Annotated in this window: 11 protein-coding genes; 2 read left to right on the top strand and 9 right to left on the bottom strand. The window is 67.1% G+C overall.

Annotated elements, in window-relative coordinates; genetic code table 11:
- Positions 1 to 10: 10 nt before the first annotated feature.
- Complete coding sequence (locus tag ASF09_RS13760; protein WP_060526704.1) at positions 11 to 2,242, bottom strand: ribonuclease R family protein; 2,232 nt, start codon at positions 2,240 to 2,242, stop codon at positions 11 to 13.
- A 228-nt stretch (positions 2,243 to 2,470) separates the two neighbouring features.
- On the opposite strand from ASF09_RS13760, the gene ASF09_RS13755 reads away from it, so the two are divergent.
- The gene (locus ASF09_RS13755; RefSeq protein WP_235529827.1) at positions 2,471 to 2,743 is read left to right on the top strand and encodes a hypothetical protein; all 273 of its coding nucleotides are present in this window, start codon (positions 2,471 to 2,473) and stop codon (positions 2,741 to 2,743) included.
- A 228-nt stretch (positions 2,744 to 2,971) separates the two neighbouring features.
- On the opposite strand, the gene ASF09_RS13750 is transcribed toward ASF09_RS13755, so the two are convergent.
- The 4 genes from ASF09_RS13750 to ASF09_RS13735 form a co-directional block, all read right to left on the bottom strand.
- Positions 2,972 to 3,691 carry an SPOR domain-containing protein gene (locus ASF09_RS13750; RefSeq protein WP_060526703.1) on the bottom strand — a complete coding sequence of 240 codons (720 nt, stop codon included), beginning with the start codon at positions 3,689 to 3,691 and terminating at the stop codon, positions 2,972 to 2,974.
- Entirely contained in the window at positions 3,691 to 5,415 is a 1,725-nt protein-coding gene (argS, locus tag ASF09_RS13745) for an arginine--tRNA ligase (RefSeq protein WP_060526702.1), read from the bottom strand. The genes ASF09_RS13750 and argS overlap by 1 nt, the downstream gene beginning before the upstream one ends.
- A 398-nt stretch (positions 5,416 to 5,813) precedes the next feature.
- The gene (locus tag ASF09_RS13740; protein WP_060526701.1) at positions 5,814 to 6,968 is read right to left on the bottom strand and encodes a DUF1501 domain-containing protein; all 1,155 of its coding nucleotides are present in this window, start codon (positions 6,966 to 6,968) and stop codon (positions 5,814 to 5,816) included.
- A gap of 2 nt (positions 6,969 to 6,970) precedes the next feature.
- Positions 6,971 to 8,512 (bottom strand): DUF1800 domain-containing protein, encoded by a 1,542-nt coding sequence (locus ASF09_RS13735; protein ID WP_060526700.1) that lies wholly within the window; start codon positions 8,510 to 8,512, stop codon positions 6,971 to 6,973.
- Between the two features lie 218 nt (positions 8,513 to 8,730).
- Here ASF09_RS13735 and ASF09_RS13730 point away from each other — a divergent pair, with 218 nt between their 5' ends.
- Positions 8,731 to 9,024 (top strand): hypothetical protein, encoded by a 294-nt coding sequence (locus ASF09_RS13730; RefSeq protein ID WP_060526699.1) that lies wholly within the window; start codon positions 8,731 to 8,733, stop codon positions 9,022 to 9,024.
- 194 nt (positions 9,025 to 9,218) lie between these two features.
- Here ASF09_RS13730 and ASF09_RS13725 read toward each other — a convergent pair whose 3' ends face one another.
- From ASF09_RS13725 to ftsA, 4 genes are all read right to left on the bottom strand, one after another.
- Positions 9,219 to 10,385 carry a deoxyguanosinetriphosphate triphosphohydrolase gene (locus ASF09_RS13725; protein ID WP_060526698.1) on the bottom strand — a complete coding sequence of 389 codons (1,167 nt, stop codon included), beginning with the start codon at positions 10,383 to 10,385 and terminating at the stop codon, positions 9,219 to 9,221.
- Positions 10,382 to 12,565, bottom strand: coding sequence for an SPOR domain-containing protein (locus ASF09_RS13720; protein WP_060526810.1), 2,184 nt, complete (start codon positions 12,563 to 12,565; stop codon positions 10,382 to 10,384). The genes ASF09_RS13725 and ASF09_RS13720 overlap by 4 nt, the downstream gene beginning before the upstream one ends.
- A gap of 321 nt (positions 12,566 to 12,886) precedes the next feature.
- Positions 12,887 to 14,464 (bottom strand): cell division protein FtsZ, encoded by a 1,578-nt coding sequence (ftsZ, locus tag ASF09_RS13715; protein ID WP_060526697.1) that lies wholly within the window; start codon positions 14,462 to 14,464, stop codon positions 12,887 to 12,889.
- A 113-nt stretch (positions 14,465 to 14,577) separates the two neighbouring features.
- Positions 14,578 to 15,840 carry a cell division protein FtsA gene (ftsA, locus tag ASF09_RS13710; protein ID WP_056051322.1) on the bottom strand — a complete coding sequence of 421 codons (1,263 nt, stop codon included), beginning with the start codon at positions 15,838 to 15,840 and terminating at the stop codon, positions 14,578 to 14,580.

Genomic DNA, 15,840 nt, shown 5'->3' with positions numbered 1-15,840 from the left:
TGCGCAAATCCTAACGTCGCTTGCCTTGGTGGCGGATGTTCGCCGGGCGACCGCGCCGCTTGATCTCGCGCACCGGCTTGCGTCCGCCACGGGGAGGCTGGGCCGCCCCTTTCCCCTCGGGCATCTCGAAGCGGAGGGCACCCGACACCGGGTTCGCCTCTGCCAGCCGCAACTCCAGTGTCTGCCCCTGCGCGAAGACATCGCCGCTATGCTCGCCGGTCAGCGTGCGCGCCCCCTCGTCGAAGCGGAAATACTCGCCGCCCAGGTCCCGCACCGGCATAAGGCCGTCGCCGCCGATCCCCTCGACCGTCGCGAAGAAGCCGAAATTGGTCACGCCGGTGATCCGCACGTCTATCACCTGGCCGACGCGCTCCGACAGGAACGCCGCGACATAGCGATCGGTGGTATCGCGCTCCGCCTCCATCGCGCGGCGCTCCAGCCGGCTGATGATCTCGCCGACCGACTCCACGTTGGCCGCATCGTCCGCCGGCAACCCGCCCTCACCAAGACCGTAGGCGGACACCAGCGAGCGGTGGACGAGCAGATCGGCATAGCGCCGGATCGGCGAGGTGAAATGCGCGTAGCTGCCCAGACTGAGGCCGAAATGCCCGTGATTGCCGGGCGCGTAATAAGCCTGGGTCTGCGTGCGCAGAATCTGCTCCATCACCTGCGGGCGGAAATCCGCATCGCCGATCCGCTCGATGATGTGGTTGAACGTCGCCGGACGGACGACCTGCCCGAGCGCGAACGGCACGTCGAACGTCTCCAGATACTCCTTGAGCGCCGCCAACTTCTCGCGGCTCGGCGGCTCGTGGATGCGGTACATCACCGGCGCCTTCTTCGCCTCCAGCGCCTTGGCGGCGGCAACGTTGGCGGCGATCATGTAGTCCTCGATCAACCGGTGCGCATCGAGCCGTTCGCGCGGCGACACCGACATGATCCGTCCCTGCTCGTCGAGCACCACGCGACGCTCCGGCAAATCGAGATCGAGCGGCGCCCGCGCATCCCGCGCCTTGGCCAGAGCATGCCAGCCAGCCCAGAGCGGCTGCAATACGCTCAGCATGTCGCCGCGCTCGTCCACCACCGGCGATGCGGCGTCGATGATCGCCTGCGCCTCCTCATACGCAAGGTTCGCGGCGATCCGCACCACCGCGCGCGTAAAGCGCCACGACTTAAGCGAGCCATCCTTGCCGATCCGCAAATGGCACGCGAGCGCGGCACGGTCGGCACCTTCCTTCAGCGAACACACCTCCGCTGACAGGATTTCCGGCAGCATCGGCACGACCCGGTCGGGGAAATACACCGAGTTCCCGCGCCGCCGCGCCTCGCGGTCGACCTCCGACTTCGGCCGCACGTAAAAGCTGACATCGGCGATCGCGACGATCGCCTTCCACCCGCCCGCATTGGAGGGATCGTCATCCGCTTCCGCCCAGACCGCATCGTCGTGATCGCGCGCATCCTCGGGATCGATCGCGACGATCGGCAGGTCGCGCAGATCCTCACGCCCCTCACCCAACGGAAGTTTCGACACCCGCTCCGCCTCGTCGAGCGCCTCCTGCGAGAACACGTCCGGAATCCCGAGCTTGTGGATCGCGATCAGCGAGAAACTGCGCGCCGCAAAAGGATCGCCCAACTTCGACACGACGCGTGCCGCGATCTTGGGCGGCTTGCCAGCGAGTTCCGCCAACACGAGGTCGCCCGGTGCCGCGCCGCCCGCGTCCGCGACCGCGAACTCACGCTGCTCGCGCTTGTCGACCCCCGTCAGCCAGAGCCGCCCGCCATCCTCGCGCAGCACGCCCAACACTTGCTCGGACGCCGGCGCGAGCACCTTCATCGGATGCGCGATCCAGCCGTTCCCGGCCTCCTCGGTGCGCGCGAGGATTCGCTCGCCAACGCCCAGCGCCCCGCGTTTCCGTTCGCGCACGCGCAGACGCGGCGGCGGCACGCCCTCCGCCTCCCAGCGCTCCGGGACCGCCCAGACGTTGCCGCCGTCATCGACATCGGCGATCCGCAGCACCGTCACCTTAGGAATGCCGCCCATCTTGTGGAACGCGCGACCGGGGGCGCTGTCGATCAGCCCCTCGTCGGCCATGTCCTTCAGCAGCGCCTTGAGCCCGATCTTGTCCTGCGCGCTGAGCCCGAAGCCCTTGGCGATCTCGCGTTTGCCCGCGGGCACGTTGGACGTGGCGATGAAGTCGAGGATCTGCTCGCGCGTCGGAAGACCGGCTTTTGGTTTGTACATCGCACACAGATAAGCACGCCAACCCGTTCCGTCACCCCGGCTTCACTCGGACCGACAGCATCCGGAAGGAACGGCAGATAACTTATGCGGTACGGGATTGACGCTCGAAACGCCTGCGGACCAGAAGGATAGTCCTCCGGTTTCGAGCAATCGGTACGTCATTTTTGGCTTTAGGGCTTGCAACCGGTCCAGATGGGCATAGTCTACTGAAAACATTGAAGGAGAGGCATGATGGCGACGCCCCTGAAGCTCGAAGCGGACCCCGAAGACAAAAACCTCGTCATCCTGCAAAGCCTCATCTGCCTATTGCGAGAGAAGAACGTTCTGTCGCGCGCGGATATCGAGGAGTTGTGCGACAAGGTTCAGGCCCGGGTCGCCAATCACGACAGCGATCCACTTCCTTGCCAGATGAACGGCGCGCTCGCCGCAGCCACCGAAGTCGCACAGATCGGCGATTATATCGGGCGCAAATACGGTGGAAAGCATCGTCGCGTGGTGTGATGCCCTAGCGGGTCGCCAAGCCCGGCAAAGACGATCGACTGTGCGATAGCGTCGCGCGACCGTAGCGCGACGCGCACAACCTTAAGCAGAACGCCGTGCGCGAGGCCGGTCGCACCTTGGCGGTGTCATCACGCCACCGAAACCGCGCGCAACAAATAGATCTATGACAACCGGCGTCCAGCCACGGTCAGCAGCAAATAGTCCAGCTCCCGCCGATCGCCACAGCTCTTAGCTGGCGACGAAGCAAGTCTCGCCAGCGACCCGCAACCGGCCACAGATATCCGCCGCCTGGTTCGCGCTGCCTGCGTTCACGCGCAGGCGATACAGGGTCCGACCGCCCGTCGCGACCGGCTGGACCGACTTGCCGAGCGCGCCGACATACGCGAACCGCTTCGAGAAGTTCGTCCAGGCCGCGTTGGCGACTGCTTCGCTCGGATACGCACCGAGCTGGACCAGCGAACCGCCAGTAGCCGCGCCGGCGCCACTCGGCTTCGACGCTGACAGCGGTGCCGTCGCGACCAGCCGCCCCCCCGATGCAGGAACCTGTGCGACCGCGTTGCGGCCCGCTGTGTCATCAGTCTTGGCCGCGACCGCACGCTTGCCGTCGACAGGCGCTTCCGGCACGCCGCGCAGATCGATCGCGCCGTTACCCGACTTCCCCGCACTGGTCGCGATCGCCGAATCGCCCTCGCCCTTGACCTTCAGGCCGCCGGCGTCGTCGGGCTTGACCTTGTAGTCGCCTTCCTGCGCGGCGATCATCTGGCCGCCGCCGGTCGGCGCGCGCTGTTGCAGCTTGTAGATGCCGAAGATGATCGCCGCGAGCACCGCGAGACCGAGCACGACGAGCGCAATGACGCGGCCGATGCCAACGGTTTCCTGCTCGTCCGGCTCGACGGTTTCGAGCCAGGGGAGCCGGTCTTCCTCGCGCAGATCCATATCTTCGGCCATCACTTCATCTCCGAAACCGCTTCGACACCCATGATGGCGAGGCCGTTATGAATAATCTGCCCTATAGCGGACGCCAAGAAAAGCCGTGCCGCGGTCGCCTGTGGATCCTCGATCACCAGGAAACGACGGTCGGGACGATCGTTTCCGACATTCCATAGCGCGTGGAACGCTGCCGCCAAGTCGTAGAGATAAAACGCAATTCTGTGTGGTTCGCGCGCGGTCGAGGCGATCTCGACGAGCCGTGGAAACTGCGCTGCAAGCTGTACGAGGGCAAGCTCGTCCGTATCAAGCCGGGACAAATCCGCAGAAATAGGCGTGATTCCCGCCTCTTCCGCGCGCCGATGCAGCGATGCGATACGAGCATGCGCGTACTGGACATAGAAAACCGGGTTGTCCTTCGACGCCTCGACCACCTTGGCGAAGTCGAAATCCATCTGCGCATCCGACCGCCGCGTCAGCATCGTGAAGCGCACGACATCCTTGCCGACCTCGCGCACGACGTCCGCCAGCGTGACGAAATTGCCCGACCGCTTCGACATCTTGACCGGCTCGCCGTTGCGCAGCAGCCGGACCATCTGGACCAGCTTGACGTCGAACCGCGTCTTGCCGCCGGTCAGCGCCGCCACCGCCGCGACGATCCGCTTGACCGTGCCGCCGTGATCCGCGCCCCAGATGTCGATCAGCTGATCGGCGCTCTGGCTCTTCTGGAAATGATAGGCGAGATCGGCGCCGAAATAGGTCCAGGACCCGTTCGACTTCTTGATCGGGCGATCCTGGTCGTCGCCGAACTGCGACGAGCGGAACAGCGGCAGCTCGACCGGCTCCCAATCGTCGGGCGTCTCGCCCTTCGGCGCTTCGAGCACGCCGTCATAGACGAGATCGCGCGCACGCAGTTCCGCCTCGGCCGCTTCGGGCTTCTTCGCGGCCTGGAGTTCGGCCTCCGAGGCGAACACCTCGTGCTCGATCCCCAGCAGCGCGAGATCGGCGCGGATCATTACCATCATCGCGGCGACCGCCTGCGTGCGGAAGGTGATCAGCCACTCGCTCTCGGGCGCGCCGACGTAGCGGTCGCCGAACTCCTTCGCGAGCGACTGACCGACGGGGACGAGATAATCGCCGGGATACAGGCCTTCGGGGATCTCGACGGTCTCGCCGAGCGCCTCGCGGTAGCGGAGGTGGACCGAGCGCGCGAGCACGTCGACCTGGCCGCCGGCGTCGTTGACGTAATATTCGCGGATCACCTTGTGGCCAGCGAACTCAAGCAGGCTGGCGAGCGCATCGCCCACTACTGCACCGCGGCAATGGCCCATGTGCATCGGGCCGGTCGGGTTGGCCGAGACATACTCGATGTTGACGGTGATCCCGTCGCCCTGCTTCGATCGGCCGTAGTCGGCGCCCGCCTCGGGGATCGCGGCCAGTTCGGCGCGCCAGGCGTCGTCGGTCAGCTTCAGGTTGATGAAGCCGGGGCCTGCTACGCTCGCCGAGGCCACGTCCTCAAGCTTCGACAGTTCGGCGACCAGCGCATCGGCGAGGACGCGCGGATTGGTCTTGGCAGGCTTGGCAAGCACCATCGCGGCGTTGGTCGCGAGATCGCCGTGGCTGGTGTCGCGCGGCGGCTCGACCGTGACGTTCTTGCGATCGAGACCGGCCGGCAGCGTCCCCGCCGCGGTCAGCGTGTCGAGCGCCGCATCGATGTGCGCGGCGAAACGGGTGTAGAGCGTCATGGCAGTCCCGGTACGTCAAGGAAACGCGCGCTCTAGACCATCGCGGCTTGGCGCTCAATTTAATCCCGCCGGGGGGGCGGGGTGATACGTGTCGACGAGTCCCACCGTAATTCCCGCGAAGGCGGGAACCCATACTGGCTGGCCGTGCGAGGTGTAGCTTCCGTCCCGAGAATATGGGTCCCCGCCTCCGCGGGGATGATGGATAGGATGGGGCACATTTTTAGGCGACACCCCCGTCATCCTGACGAAAGTCAGGACCCAGGGTTCAAAGGGCGACGTATAGTGCTCTGGGTCCTGACTTTCGTCAGGATGACGGACTTGGTGAAAGTTGCGGCCCTCCGGTAAAGAAGCGCGGCCGAGGGGGACTTGGCCCGGGCGCACCTACAGCCCCCCAACACTCATACCCGTATCAGCCCCTCTACCGCCGCAGTCCTCGCGCTCGTCGGGAACAGTGCCGCCATTGCCCGAGCCGGCTCCACACCGAAATGCGACGACACCGCGCCGCCGATGAACGCATCGAGTTGCATCGTCGGCTTCAAATCGCGTGCCTCGTACAGCGCGGCGGGAGCCAGGCCCGGCCAGTCGGACACCACCCTGCCCCCCTTCACGCCACCGCCGAACAGCATCGCCGCGGTGCCCGTCCCGTGATCGGTGCCGCCGGTGCCGTTGACCGCGACGGTTCGTCCGAACTCGGTCGCGACCAAGACCATCGTGTCCGCCCATAGCGGTCCCAGCCCCGCCTGCAGCGACGCGATCATCGCGTCGAGGCCCTTCAACTGGGCGGTCAGTCGTCCGCGCTGGCCGGTATGCGTATCCCAGCCGCCGGTCTCGATCATCGCGATCCGTGCGCCGGTGTCGGGCTTGAGCAAGCGCGCGGCGAGCGCACCGGTCGCGGCCGCATTGCGCCCGCCGTCCTGGGCGAGATCACTGGTGAGTTGCCGCGTCGCCATTGCCTCGCTCCACAGGCCGTGGAGTTGCTGGTCACCGTTGTACAGCATCGCGACGCGTTGCAGCAGGTCGTCGGACGCGTCGGGCAGGCTCGACGGCGCGTAGGAGGCCACCTCGCGCCGCCCCCGCAGTGCCATCGGCACGGTCGCCGCCACCGCGATAGCGCGCGCTTCCTCCGCAGGCAGCACGCCGAGCAGCCGGTTGAGCCAGCCGTCGTGGACCTGGTAAGCACTCGCGCCGCCCGTCTCGAGAACGTTCTGGCCATCGAAATGCGAGCGATCGCGATACGGCGACGCGATCGCATGCGCGAACAGCGCCTGACCTTGCTTGTAGAGCCCAGCGCTCGCCATCATCGCCGGGTGCAGCGTGAACATGTCGTCGAGCTTCGTCCCTGTCGCGAAGTCGGCCGCGAGATCGCCGCGCACGCCCGCAAACGCCGGATCGCCGACCGCGCCGATCGTGCCGAGACCATCGGCCGCGCCACGCTGGATGATGAAGACGAACCGCTTGTCGGTCGCCGCGCGCGCAAAGGCGATGCGCGGCGCGAAGGCGGACGCCAGCACGCCAAGCGTCCCGATGGTGAGGAAGGAACGACGGTCGAGCATGACTATCTCCGCAGCGATTCGGGGGCGACGAGCAACAGGGCGAGCGCCTGCGCCGGGCTTTCTGCGCGCGACAGGCCCTGCGCAGTGGTGGGACTGAGCGAGGCGGGGTACAGCGTCGGCGCCAACGCCCGCGCATCGACCGGCCCGGCACGTGCCGCGAACCGCTCCGCTGCCTCTACGCGCCGCAGGATCGCATCGGGCCCGGCCCAGGCTGCGGCGACGTCATCATACCCGATCGGCTGCCCCGGCTGCCATATCGGCTGGCCGAGCTGGTTCATCATTCCCACCGTGACGCCGGGCTGGACGATGGTCGTGCCGAGCGCGCGCTGCGTGGAGAGATACCATTCCCAGGGTGACTTGAACTTAACCGGCTGCGGCACCCACGCCTCGGGCGACGCGACGAGCGCGCGATAGACCGTCGGGAGATCACCGCCGGATTTCAGGAACGCCGTCTTCAACCGCGCGACCATCGCGGGCGGCGGCGTATCGCCCGCGAAGTGCCGGGCGAGCTTCGTCGCGATGTGCGTCGCCGTCGCGGGGTGGACCGCGAGATCGGACAGCACCGCCTGCGCCTGCGCTTCCCCCGCCGCGGGATAGAGCTTGCCCATCACCGTCCGATCGCCGGGCTGATGAACGTCGTCGAGGAACAGGAAGGCGCCCGCGCGCGAATCGTCCTGGACGCGCGCACCGGGGCCACGACCGATGCCCGCGACCGTCCACCCGGTCATCGCGCGCGCGAATTCGGTGACGTCGGCCTGGCTGTAGCCACTGCGGACGCCAAGCGTGTGCAGCTCCATGATCTCGCGTGCGAGATTTTCGTTCAACCCGGTGCGGCGCCGGGCCTTCCGGACGGCGAACGGACTGTCCGGGCCGATCGACACCGCCTGGTCGAGATACAGCAGCATCGCCGGATGCCGCTCGACCGCGTTCAGCATGTCGGCGAACTTACCGAGCACATGCGGGCGGATCGCCTCGAACTCCATCGGCCCGGCGAGCGCCATCACCTCGAATTTCTCGGTCGAGACCGCGAAATGGTTCGCCCAGAAATGCACGAGCCGCTCGACAAACGGCGCCTCGCCGGTCAGCGCCGCCATCGTTCGCGCCGCGACCGCCGTGCCATAATCGGTGCGACTCTGCTTGCCGATGACTTGTCGCGCCTCCTGCCGCGCCGCCGCTCCGGGATCGAGCGCGCCCGGCATGGCAGGAGGCTGCGCCGTCGCCGGGAGGGCAACGCCCGGGGACACGGGGGCGGGACTCATCGCGCCGGGCATTGTGGGACCGGAGACCGCGGGCTTCCCATCCATGCCGGTCGCAGCTTTCGGCGTGCGCGGTCCGAACTGCGCCTTGATCGCCTTTTCCTGCGCATAATAGGCGACGAGCCCGACCGAAATCCCGGCAGTCGAGGGCGCGGTTGCGATCACCGCCGGCCGCGGCTCGAACTCTTCGCACTGTGCCAACACCCACTTCGCCGGATCGCCGGCAATGGTATCACCGGGCCGTGCGCCGAGGCCAAACCGATTGAGCGCGATACTGGAAGCAGACACGACGCTTCTCCTTCGTCACCCGGCGTACGCGTCAAATGTCGTGCAAGTATGTCACGCGCGCCGCTCGTCGCATCCGCGCCGCAATTCGTCGTTGCACGGTACGCAATCGCAACGGATAGGTTTGCAATTGCAACTGATGCTGCACCGCAATATTTCATTGGATCGAGAGTTGGGTGGAGACTCGATCCGGCTCGATGCACCACGCGGGAGACACGATCATGCGCAACGCTATCAAGATCATCGCAGCAGCAGCGGCAGCCCTCACCTCGACGATCGGCATGGCCGCCGACACCAAGCAGAGCTTCGTCCACGAGGGCAGCACTTATGTCTACACCTCGACGCAGGACGGCAGCCGCCAAGTCATCGACGGCCGCCGCTATCCATCGGGTCAGAAGTTTCACCTGATCGTCCGCGGCGATCGCGTATCCGGCGTTTCGGGCGGCGTCCCGGTCGCCTTCAAGACCACAGAAGCCAATGGCGCAGCCGGCGGGATCGCCTCGGTCACGCGCTAAGCTGACTGGGTTTTAGGTGCTTGCAGCGGCGGTCGGACCTCGGTCCGGCCGCCGTTTTGCGTTTGGCTTCGACCTACCACAACACGCCCGTCATCCTGACGAAAGTCAGGATCCAGAGCCACTGAGGACGTCGTTCGTTACCCTGGGTCCTGACTTTCGTCAGGATGACGGAGGGGGAGCCCGCTACGTCTCCCTCAGAACCCCTCGGGCAGGTCGATCGGGCCGACGAGTTCGCGGTAGCGCGATACGGCATACCGGTCCGTCATCCCCGCGATGAAGTCCGCGATGTGCCGGCTGCGGTCCGGATCTTCCGAAGGCAACCGCTCGCGCCACTCCTCGGGGATCGTCCCCGGATCGTCGCGATACACCGCGAACAGCCCGGACACGATTCCATGCGCCGCATCAGCCGCGGCCAGCTGGCGCGGATGATGGTAGAGATTGGCGTACATGAACCGCTTCAGGTCGCGCTCCGCCTCGCGCATCTCGGGCGAGAAGCCGACCAGGCATTGGCCCGCATCGCGGACGTCGTCGACGCTGGTGACGCCGCTCACCGCGATTCGCTGGCGGGTTTCGGCGATCAGGTCGTTGACCATCGTCCCGATCTGCGTGCGGACGAGTTCGCCGACCAACCGCTTCGGCGCAACGTCCGGGAAGCGGCGGCGCACATCGTCCCAGCCGCGCGCGACCAGCGGTACGGCCAGCATCTGGTCGAGCGTCAGCAGCCCCGCGCGCAGGCCATCGTCGATATCGTGATTGTCATACGCGATATCGTCGGCGATCGCCGCGACCTGCGCTTCGAGGCTCGAAAAGCTGGTCAGTGCGAGCGGATATTCCGCATCGGCGACCGCGAGCGCCCAGCCCGGATGCCGCACTGGGCCATTGTGCTTGGCAAGCCCCTCGAGCGTTTCCCATGTCAGGTTGAGCCCGTTCCACAACGGATACGGCCGCTCGATCGTCATCAGCGTGCGCAGCGTGTGGCCGTTGTGATCGAACCCACCCTGCTCGGTCAGCGCCGCCTTCAACGCATCCTCGCCGGCGTGACCGAACGGCGGATGGCCGATGTCGTGCGCGAGACACAGCGCTTCGGTCAGGTCCTCGTTCAGCGCCAGCGTCCGCGCGATCGTTCGGCCGATCTGTGCGACCTCCAGGCTGTGCGTCAGGCGGACGCGAAAATGATCGCCATCGGGCGCCATGAACACCTGGGTCTTGTGGCGCAGGCGACGGAAACTGATCGAGTGGATGATCCGGTCGCGGTCGCGTTGAAAGGCGTCGCGCGGACCACGGACGGACCCGTTCTGTTCTTCTTGAAGTCGTCCTTTGCTGCGCGCCGGGTCCGATGCCCAGGGCGCGCGGTAACTCACTTCGCCGGCAACTTCGTGATGATTTCGCCGGGATCGCTGGTGAAGGTGAACGTCGAGACGCCTTCCTTGGCGAGCTGATTGACGAAGGTCCGCGCTTCCGAATCGGTCTTGAACGGCCCGGCGAGCACGCGATTGGTCGCCTTCCACGGCGCGGTCCAGCCGGCGCGGGAGCCGAACACGGTCGGTGCCTTGGCCTTCGCCTTCTTCCACGCCTTGGGCAGATCACCCTCGGTCGCGCCGGTCGACACCTGCACCCAGGTCCGCGCGGGATTGGCGCGGGCGATCCGCTTTTCCTCGGCCGCAGCCTTGTCGGCGGCAAGCTTCTCCGCCGCGGCGGCCTTCTTCTCCGCGAGCGCCTTCTTGTCCGCGATGGCTTTTCGCGCGGCCGCCTTCTTATCGAGGGCAGCCTTCCTGTCCGCGGCGAGCTGCTCGGCGGCGGTCTTCTTGGCCGCGGCGTCACGCTCGGTCCTGGCCTTGGCCTCCGCAAGCACGCGTTCGGCATCGTCGGGCATCGGCACCGCAGCCTGCGTCACGACGGGCGCGGGATGCATCGGTGCGACACCGAGTTCGGAAGCGGGGATCGACAGCCCCGCGACGATCCGCGCGAGGATCGAGTCCTCGCTCGACGAGACTGCGCGCGGCGGGATCGCAGCGGCCACCTCGACCGGCGGCGTCGAGGGTGTCGCACCAGTGGAGAAACCGGGGCTCGGCAGCGGCGGGGCGCCAGCCTGCCGTACGGACTGCGGCTGTACGGATGTTGGCTGGGCCGCCGCCTGCTGCACCGGCGCTGGTTGCATGGGGGCCGGCCGAATTGGGACCGCCTCGACGGGCCGCGACTGAACCGAAGCCTGCTGCACCGGCGCGGGTTGCACGGGGCTCGCCGTCGCGGGTTGGGCGGGCGTACGTGTAGCTGCGGCAGCGACCGCATTGGCCACCCGCGTGTTGCTCTCCGACTGTATGCGCCCGGCAGGCAGGGCGGCCATCTGCGTTACGGTAGTCGCCGGCAAAGCCCCGGTCGGCGTTGGCACGATGCGCGCCACCGAAACGGGCGACGGGGTTTGCGGCCCTGCAATCGCTGCCTGCGCGAGTTGCGGCGCGCGATAGGTCGGCTGCGGCGTTGCGATGCGCCCTCCTGCTTGCACAGGCGCGGCCTGCACCGTCCGAACCGAAGCCAGTTGGGGCGGTGGCGCGATCGCAGCGGGAATAGTCGGTGCTGGTGTCGCCGCAACAGGCGTGGTCGCAGCGGCACGCGTGGTAACCGCGGCCATTTCGGTCCGATCCGGCTTGCCGCGCCGGTTGCGCTTGGTCTTGCCAGAGGTCGCGACGACCACCGGCCGCGGCACGGCGGCGACCATGACCGGTGCGGTCGGATCGGGCGCCAGCATGCCCAGCGGCGGAGTCATCCGCGCGTCGGCCAGACGCGTAGGCGTCGCATGGACCTCCCCGAAATGCACAGCGAAGGCGCGGTCGCTCGCCGGCAGGCTTGGCAGGCGCTGGAAGAACGGTTGCAGGCCCTGTGCAGTGCCAGCCGGCATCATCGTCGTCGCGATCTTGTCGGCACCGGCGACATCACCGTTCATCGCGATGATGAATGCGCGCGAGCGCCATGCGCCACGATCGCTCTTAAGCAGCAGTGGATTGAGCTGCTGGATCGCAAGCTCGGGCTTGCCCGAAATGCCGAGCGACAACGCGTAGCGCCTGATCGTCTCGTCATCGGGCGCGTCACGGAGTGCCACGCGGTAATCGCGCTGCGCCCGGTCCTGCTGGCCGATCAGATCATACGCGAGGCCGCGGTCGGCGGCGAACTTGCGCGGATCGAGGCCGAGACCCTCCGCCTGCGCGTAATAGCGCAGCGCCTCGCCCGGACGCTCGGACCGGACGAGAATCGACGCCATCCCCGCCTTCGCACGACCGTCACGCGGGTTCACCTTTTCGGCGCGCGCGAACAGCGCCGCGGCACCGCTGAGATCGCCGAGGCCCATCGACAGATCGCCGGCCTTTATCAGCGCATCGACGTCGCGCGGATTGCTGGCGAGCTGGCGCATAACGTCGCCGAGCTTGTCCGCATCGGTCGTGCCCGGAAGCGCCTGGACGACGCCTTGCGCGGACGAGGCGGACGGCGCGGTCGCGAGCACGAGGGCCAGCGCAGCGGTCAGGAAATGATGGGACGAGCGGGTCATGAGGATCATCTGTCTAGACGCCAGCCCGACCGAACCGGCAATGTTTGCGTGCGCGGGTCGCGGCGAACCGGGGCGCGGTGGCGACGAACGATGCGTTGGGCAGAGTCATTCGCTCAAGAGCAGTATCTATCAGCTTGTGACAAGCCTCCCTCCTAGATGCTCCGTCACCCCGGACTTGTTCCGGGGTCCACCATGCCGCGTATCGCTGATCGGCGAGCATGCGGTGTCGTGGATGCCGGAATGAGCCCGGCATGACGGAGCTTTCTAGGCGTGCTTGAAACTCAAACCCGTCAGTCGACTTCCCGCCAGGATGTTCCCGGCTTACTGGTTGTTCTGGCGATGCAGGAAGCGGGGGATGTCGAGCGGATCCTGAGGGGCCGCTTCGCCGTCTTCCTTCGCAGCACCGCGTGCCGCATTCGACATGCGCTCGAACAACGTACCGCCGAGCTTCACGCGCGGTGCGGCCGGAACCGCCTCGTGGGCAGCCTCGGCACCCGGAGCGAGCCAGCGGCGACGTGCACCACCCTCGTCCGCTGCCGGCGTCGGCACCGGAACAGCCGGCGCGATCGGCGCGCGAGCGGGCGGCACCGACGATGTCGACGCCGGACGCGCGATCGGACCACGACCGTAAGGCTCGTCGCCATACGTGCGCGGTGCGGGCGCCGGCTGCGGTGCAGGAGCAACCGGCGCAGGCGCGGCCTGCGGCACCATCGTCTCGGCACCGAGCACCAGCTCGTCATCCGACTTCGACGCCGATGGCTCGACTTCCGACGACGCGTTCAGGTCGAGCGGCTCTTCGTCGGCGGACGACGCAGCAGGCGCGGCCGACGAAGCGGCAGGCTCGCTCGGACGGAACGAGGTGTTCTCGTCGGTCTTGCGCGATCCGAAGCTGAACGAGCGGGTCGGCTCGGGTGCAACCTCGGGCGGACGCGCGTCGGCATCGATCCCGGTCGCGACGACCGAGACGCGGATCTTGCCTTCGAGCTCCTGATTGAACGCCGAACCCCAGATGATGTTCGCATCGGGATCGACCAGGTCGCGGATGTGATTCGCGGCTTCGTCGACTTCGAGCAGGCGCATGTCGTCGCCGCCGGTGATCGAGATGATGACGCCCTTCGCGCCGCGCATGCTCACGCCTTCGAGCAGCGGGTTCGAGATCGCCTTCTGCGCGGCTTCGAGCGCGCGGTTGTCGCCGCTTGCCTCGCCGGTGCCCATCATTGCCTTGCCCATCTCCTGCATCACCGAGCGGACGTCGGCGAAATCGAGGTTGATGAGGCCCGGCATCACCATCAGGTCGGTGATGCTGCGGACGCCCTGCTGGAGCACCTCGTCCGCCATCGTGAACGCTTCCTTGAAGGTCGTGTTCGCGTTGGCGATGAGGAACAGGTTCTGGTTCGGGATGACGATCAGCGTGTCGACATACTTCTGCAGCTCGTCGATGCCGCCCTCGGCCGACTTGGCGCGACGGTTGCCTTCGAATGCGAACGGCTTGGTCACGACGCCGACGGTCAGGATGCCCATGTCGCGCGCCGCCTTGGCGATGACCGGTGCCGCGCCCGTACCCGTACCGCCGCCCATGCCGGCGGTGATGAAGCACATGTGCGCGCCTTCGAGCATCTTGGCGAGCTGATCGATCGTCTCTTCGGCGGCTGCGCGACCGATCTCGGGACGCGAGCCGGCGCCGAGACCTTGCGTGATCTTGGTACCGAGCTGAATCCGCTGCGGTGCGGTCGACTGCTTCAACGCCTGCGCGTCGGTGTTCGCCACGAGGAAGTCGACGCCCTGGACGTCGGCCCGCATCATGTTGGCGATCGCGTTGCCGCCCGCGCCGCCGACGCCGATCACCGCGATGCGGGGGGCCAGATCGTCCACTTCGGGACTAAGGAATTCGATGCTCATCGCCGTTCTCCGCACAACCCGGTAGATACGCTACGGCCGGGCCCCTGATTAATCTGTGTGCACCAACGTCACGGCCTGTTCCAGCCGAAATAACGCCAGCGCCCTCGAAACTCTTAATAATTCGCGCGTGCCGCCTGAATCAACTTGCGCATCATGCCCATACCCTTTGGCCGATGCACCGTCGTCCGCTGCGGCGCGAGCCCGCGAAGGTCGATCGGGTTGGTCGCCGCATAGAAGGCCAACCCCGCTAGCGTCGCGAACGCCGGTCCGCCATGCGCTTCCGGCAGCGCGGTCAGGCCACGCGGTCGACCGATCCGCACCGACCGCCCGAGCGCCTGTTGCGCATAGTCGGCAATGCCCTTCAGCTCGGCACCACCGCCGGTCAGCACGACCTGACGCCCGACCGGCCCCTCGAACTTCAGCTTGGTGAGCGCGTTGCGCACTTCGCCCATCTGATGCTCGAGCCGCTGGCGGATCACGCCGATCAGCTGCGCCTTGGTGATCTGCGCGCCCTCGCCCGCGCCGTCCTCCGCGGAGATCGGCATGACCGGGATCATGTCGTGATTATCGCGGGGGCTGGCGTTTGCCGAGCCATGGAAGCACTTCATCCGCTCGGCATTCTGGCGCCGCGTACCGAACGCGCTGGCGATATCGTCCGTAATGTCCTGCGCGCCGATCGGGATCGAGGTCAGCCCGACCAGCATGCCGCCGGCGAACAGCGACACGTTGGTGATCCCCGCCCCCATCTCGACCAGCGCGACGCCCAGCTCACGCTCCTCGTCGCTGAGGCAGGCAAGCCCGGTCGCGACCGGCGAAGCGATGATCGACTTCACTTCGAGATGCGCCGACCGCACGCACAGATCGAGGTTGCGCACCGGCGAACCGTCCGCCGCGACGACATGGATGTGCACCCCGAGCCGGTCTGCATGCAGGCCGAGCGGCGTCTTCACCCCCGTCAGCCCGTCGAGCGTATAGAGCGCCGGCTGCGCGTGCAGCACCATCCGGCCCTGCGGATCGATCGAGTTGCGCCCCGCGGCGAGCAACGCATCGATATCCTGCTGCTCGACGCGGTGGCCGCCCAGCTCGAACTCGACTTCGGCGACATCGGACACGAGGCCGCCGGCCGAGAAGCCGACCCAGACGTTCTCGATGTTGATCCCGGCGATCCGCTCGGCCTGCTCGACCGCCTCGCGCACCGCCGCCTCGGTCGTCGCCATGTCGGCGATGTAGCCGCGCTTGACGCCGCGGCTCTCGCGCTGGCCGGTGCCGAGCACGATCAGCTCGCCCCCGTCCCCCTTCTGCGCGATCATCGCCGAAACCTTCGACGACCCGATATCGAGCGCCGTGATCAGCCCTTCCGGTGCCACCTTCGCCAT

The sequence above is a fragment of the Sphingomonas sp. Leaf242 genome, assembly GCF_001422045.1.
Classification (GTDB): domain Bacteria; phylum Pseudomonadota; class Alphaproteobacteria; order Sphingomonadales; family Sphingomonadaceae; genus Sphingomonas.
This window is presented reverse-complemented; position numbering and strand designations above follow the sequence as displayed.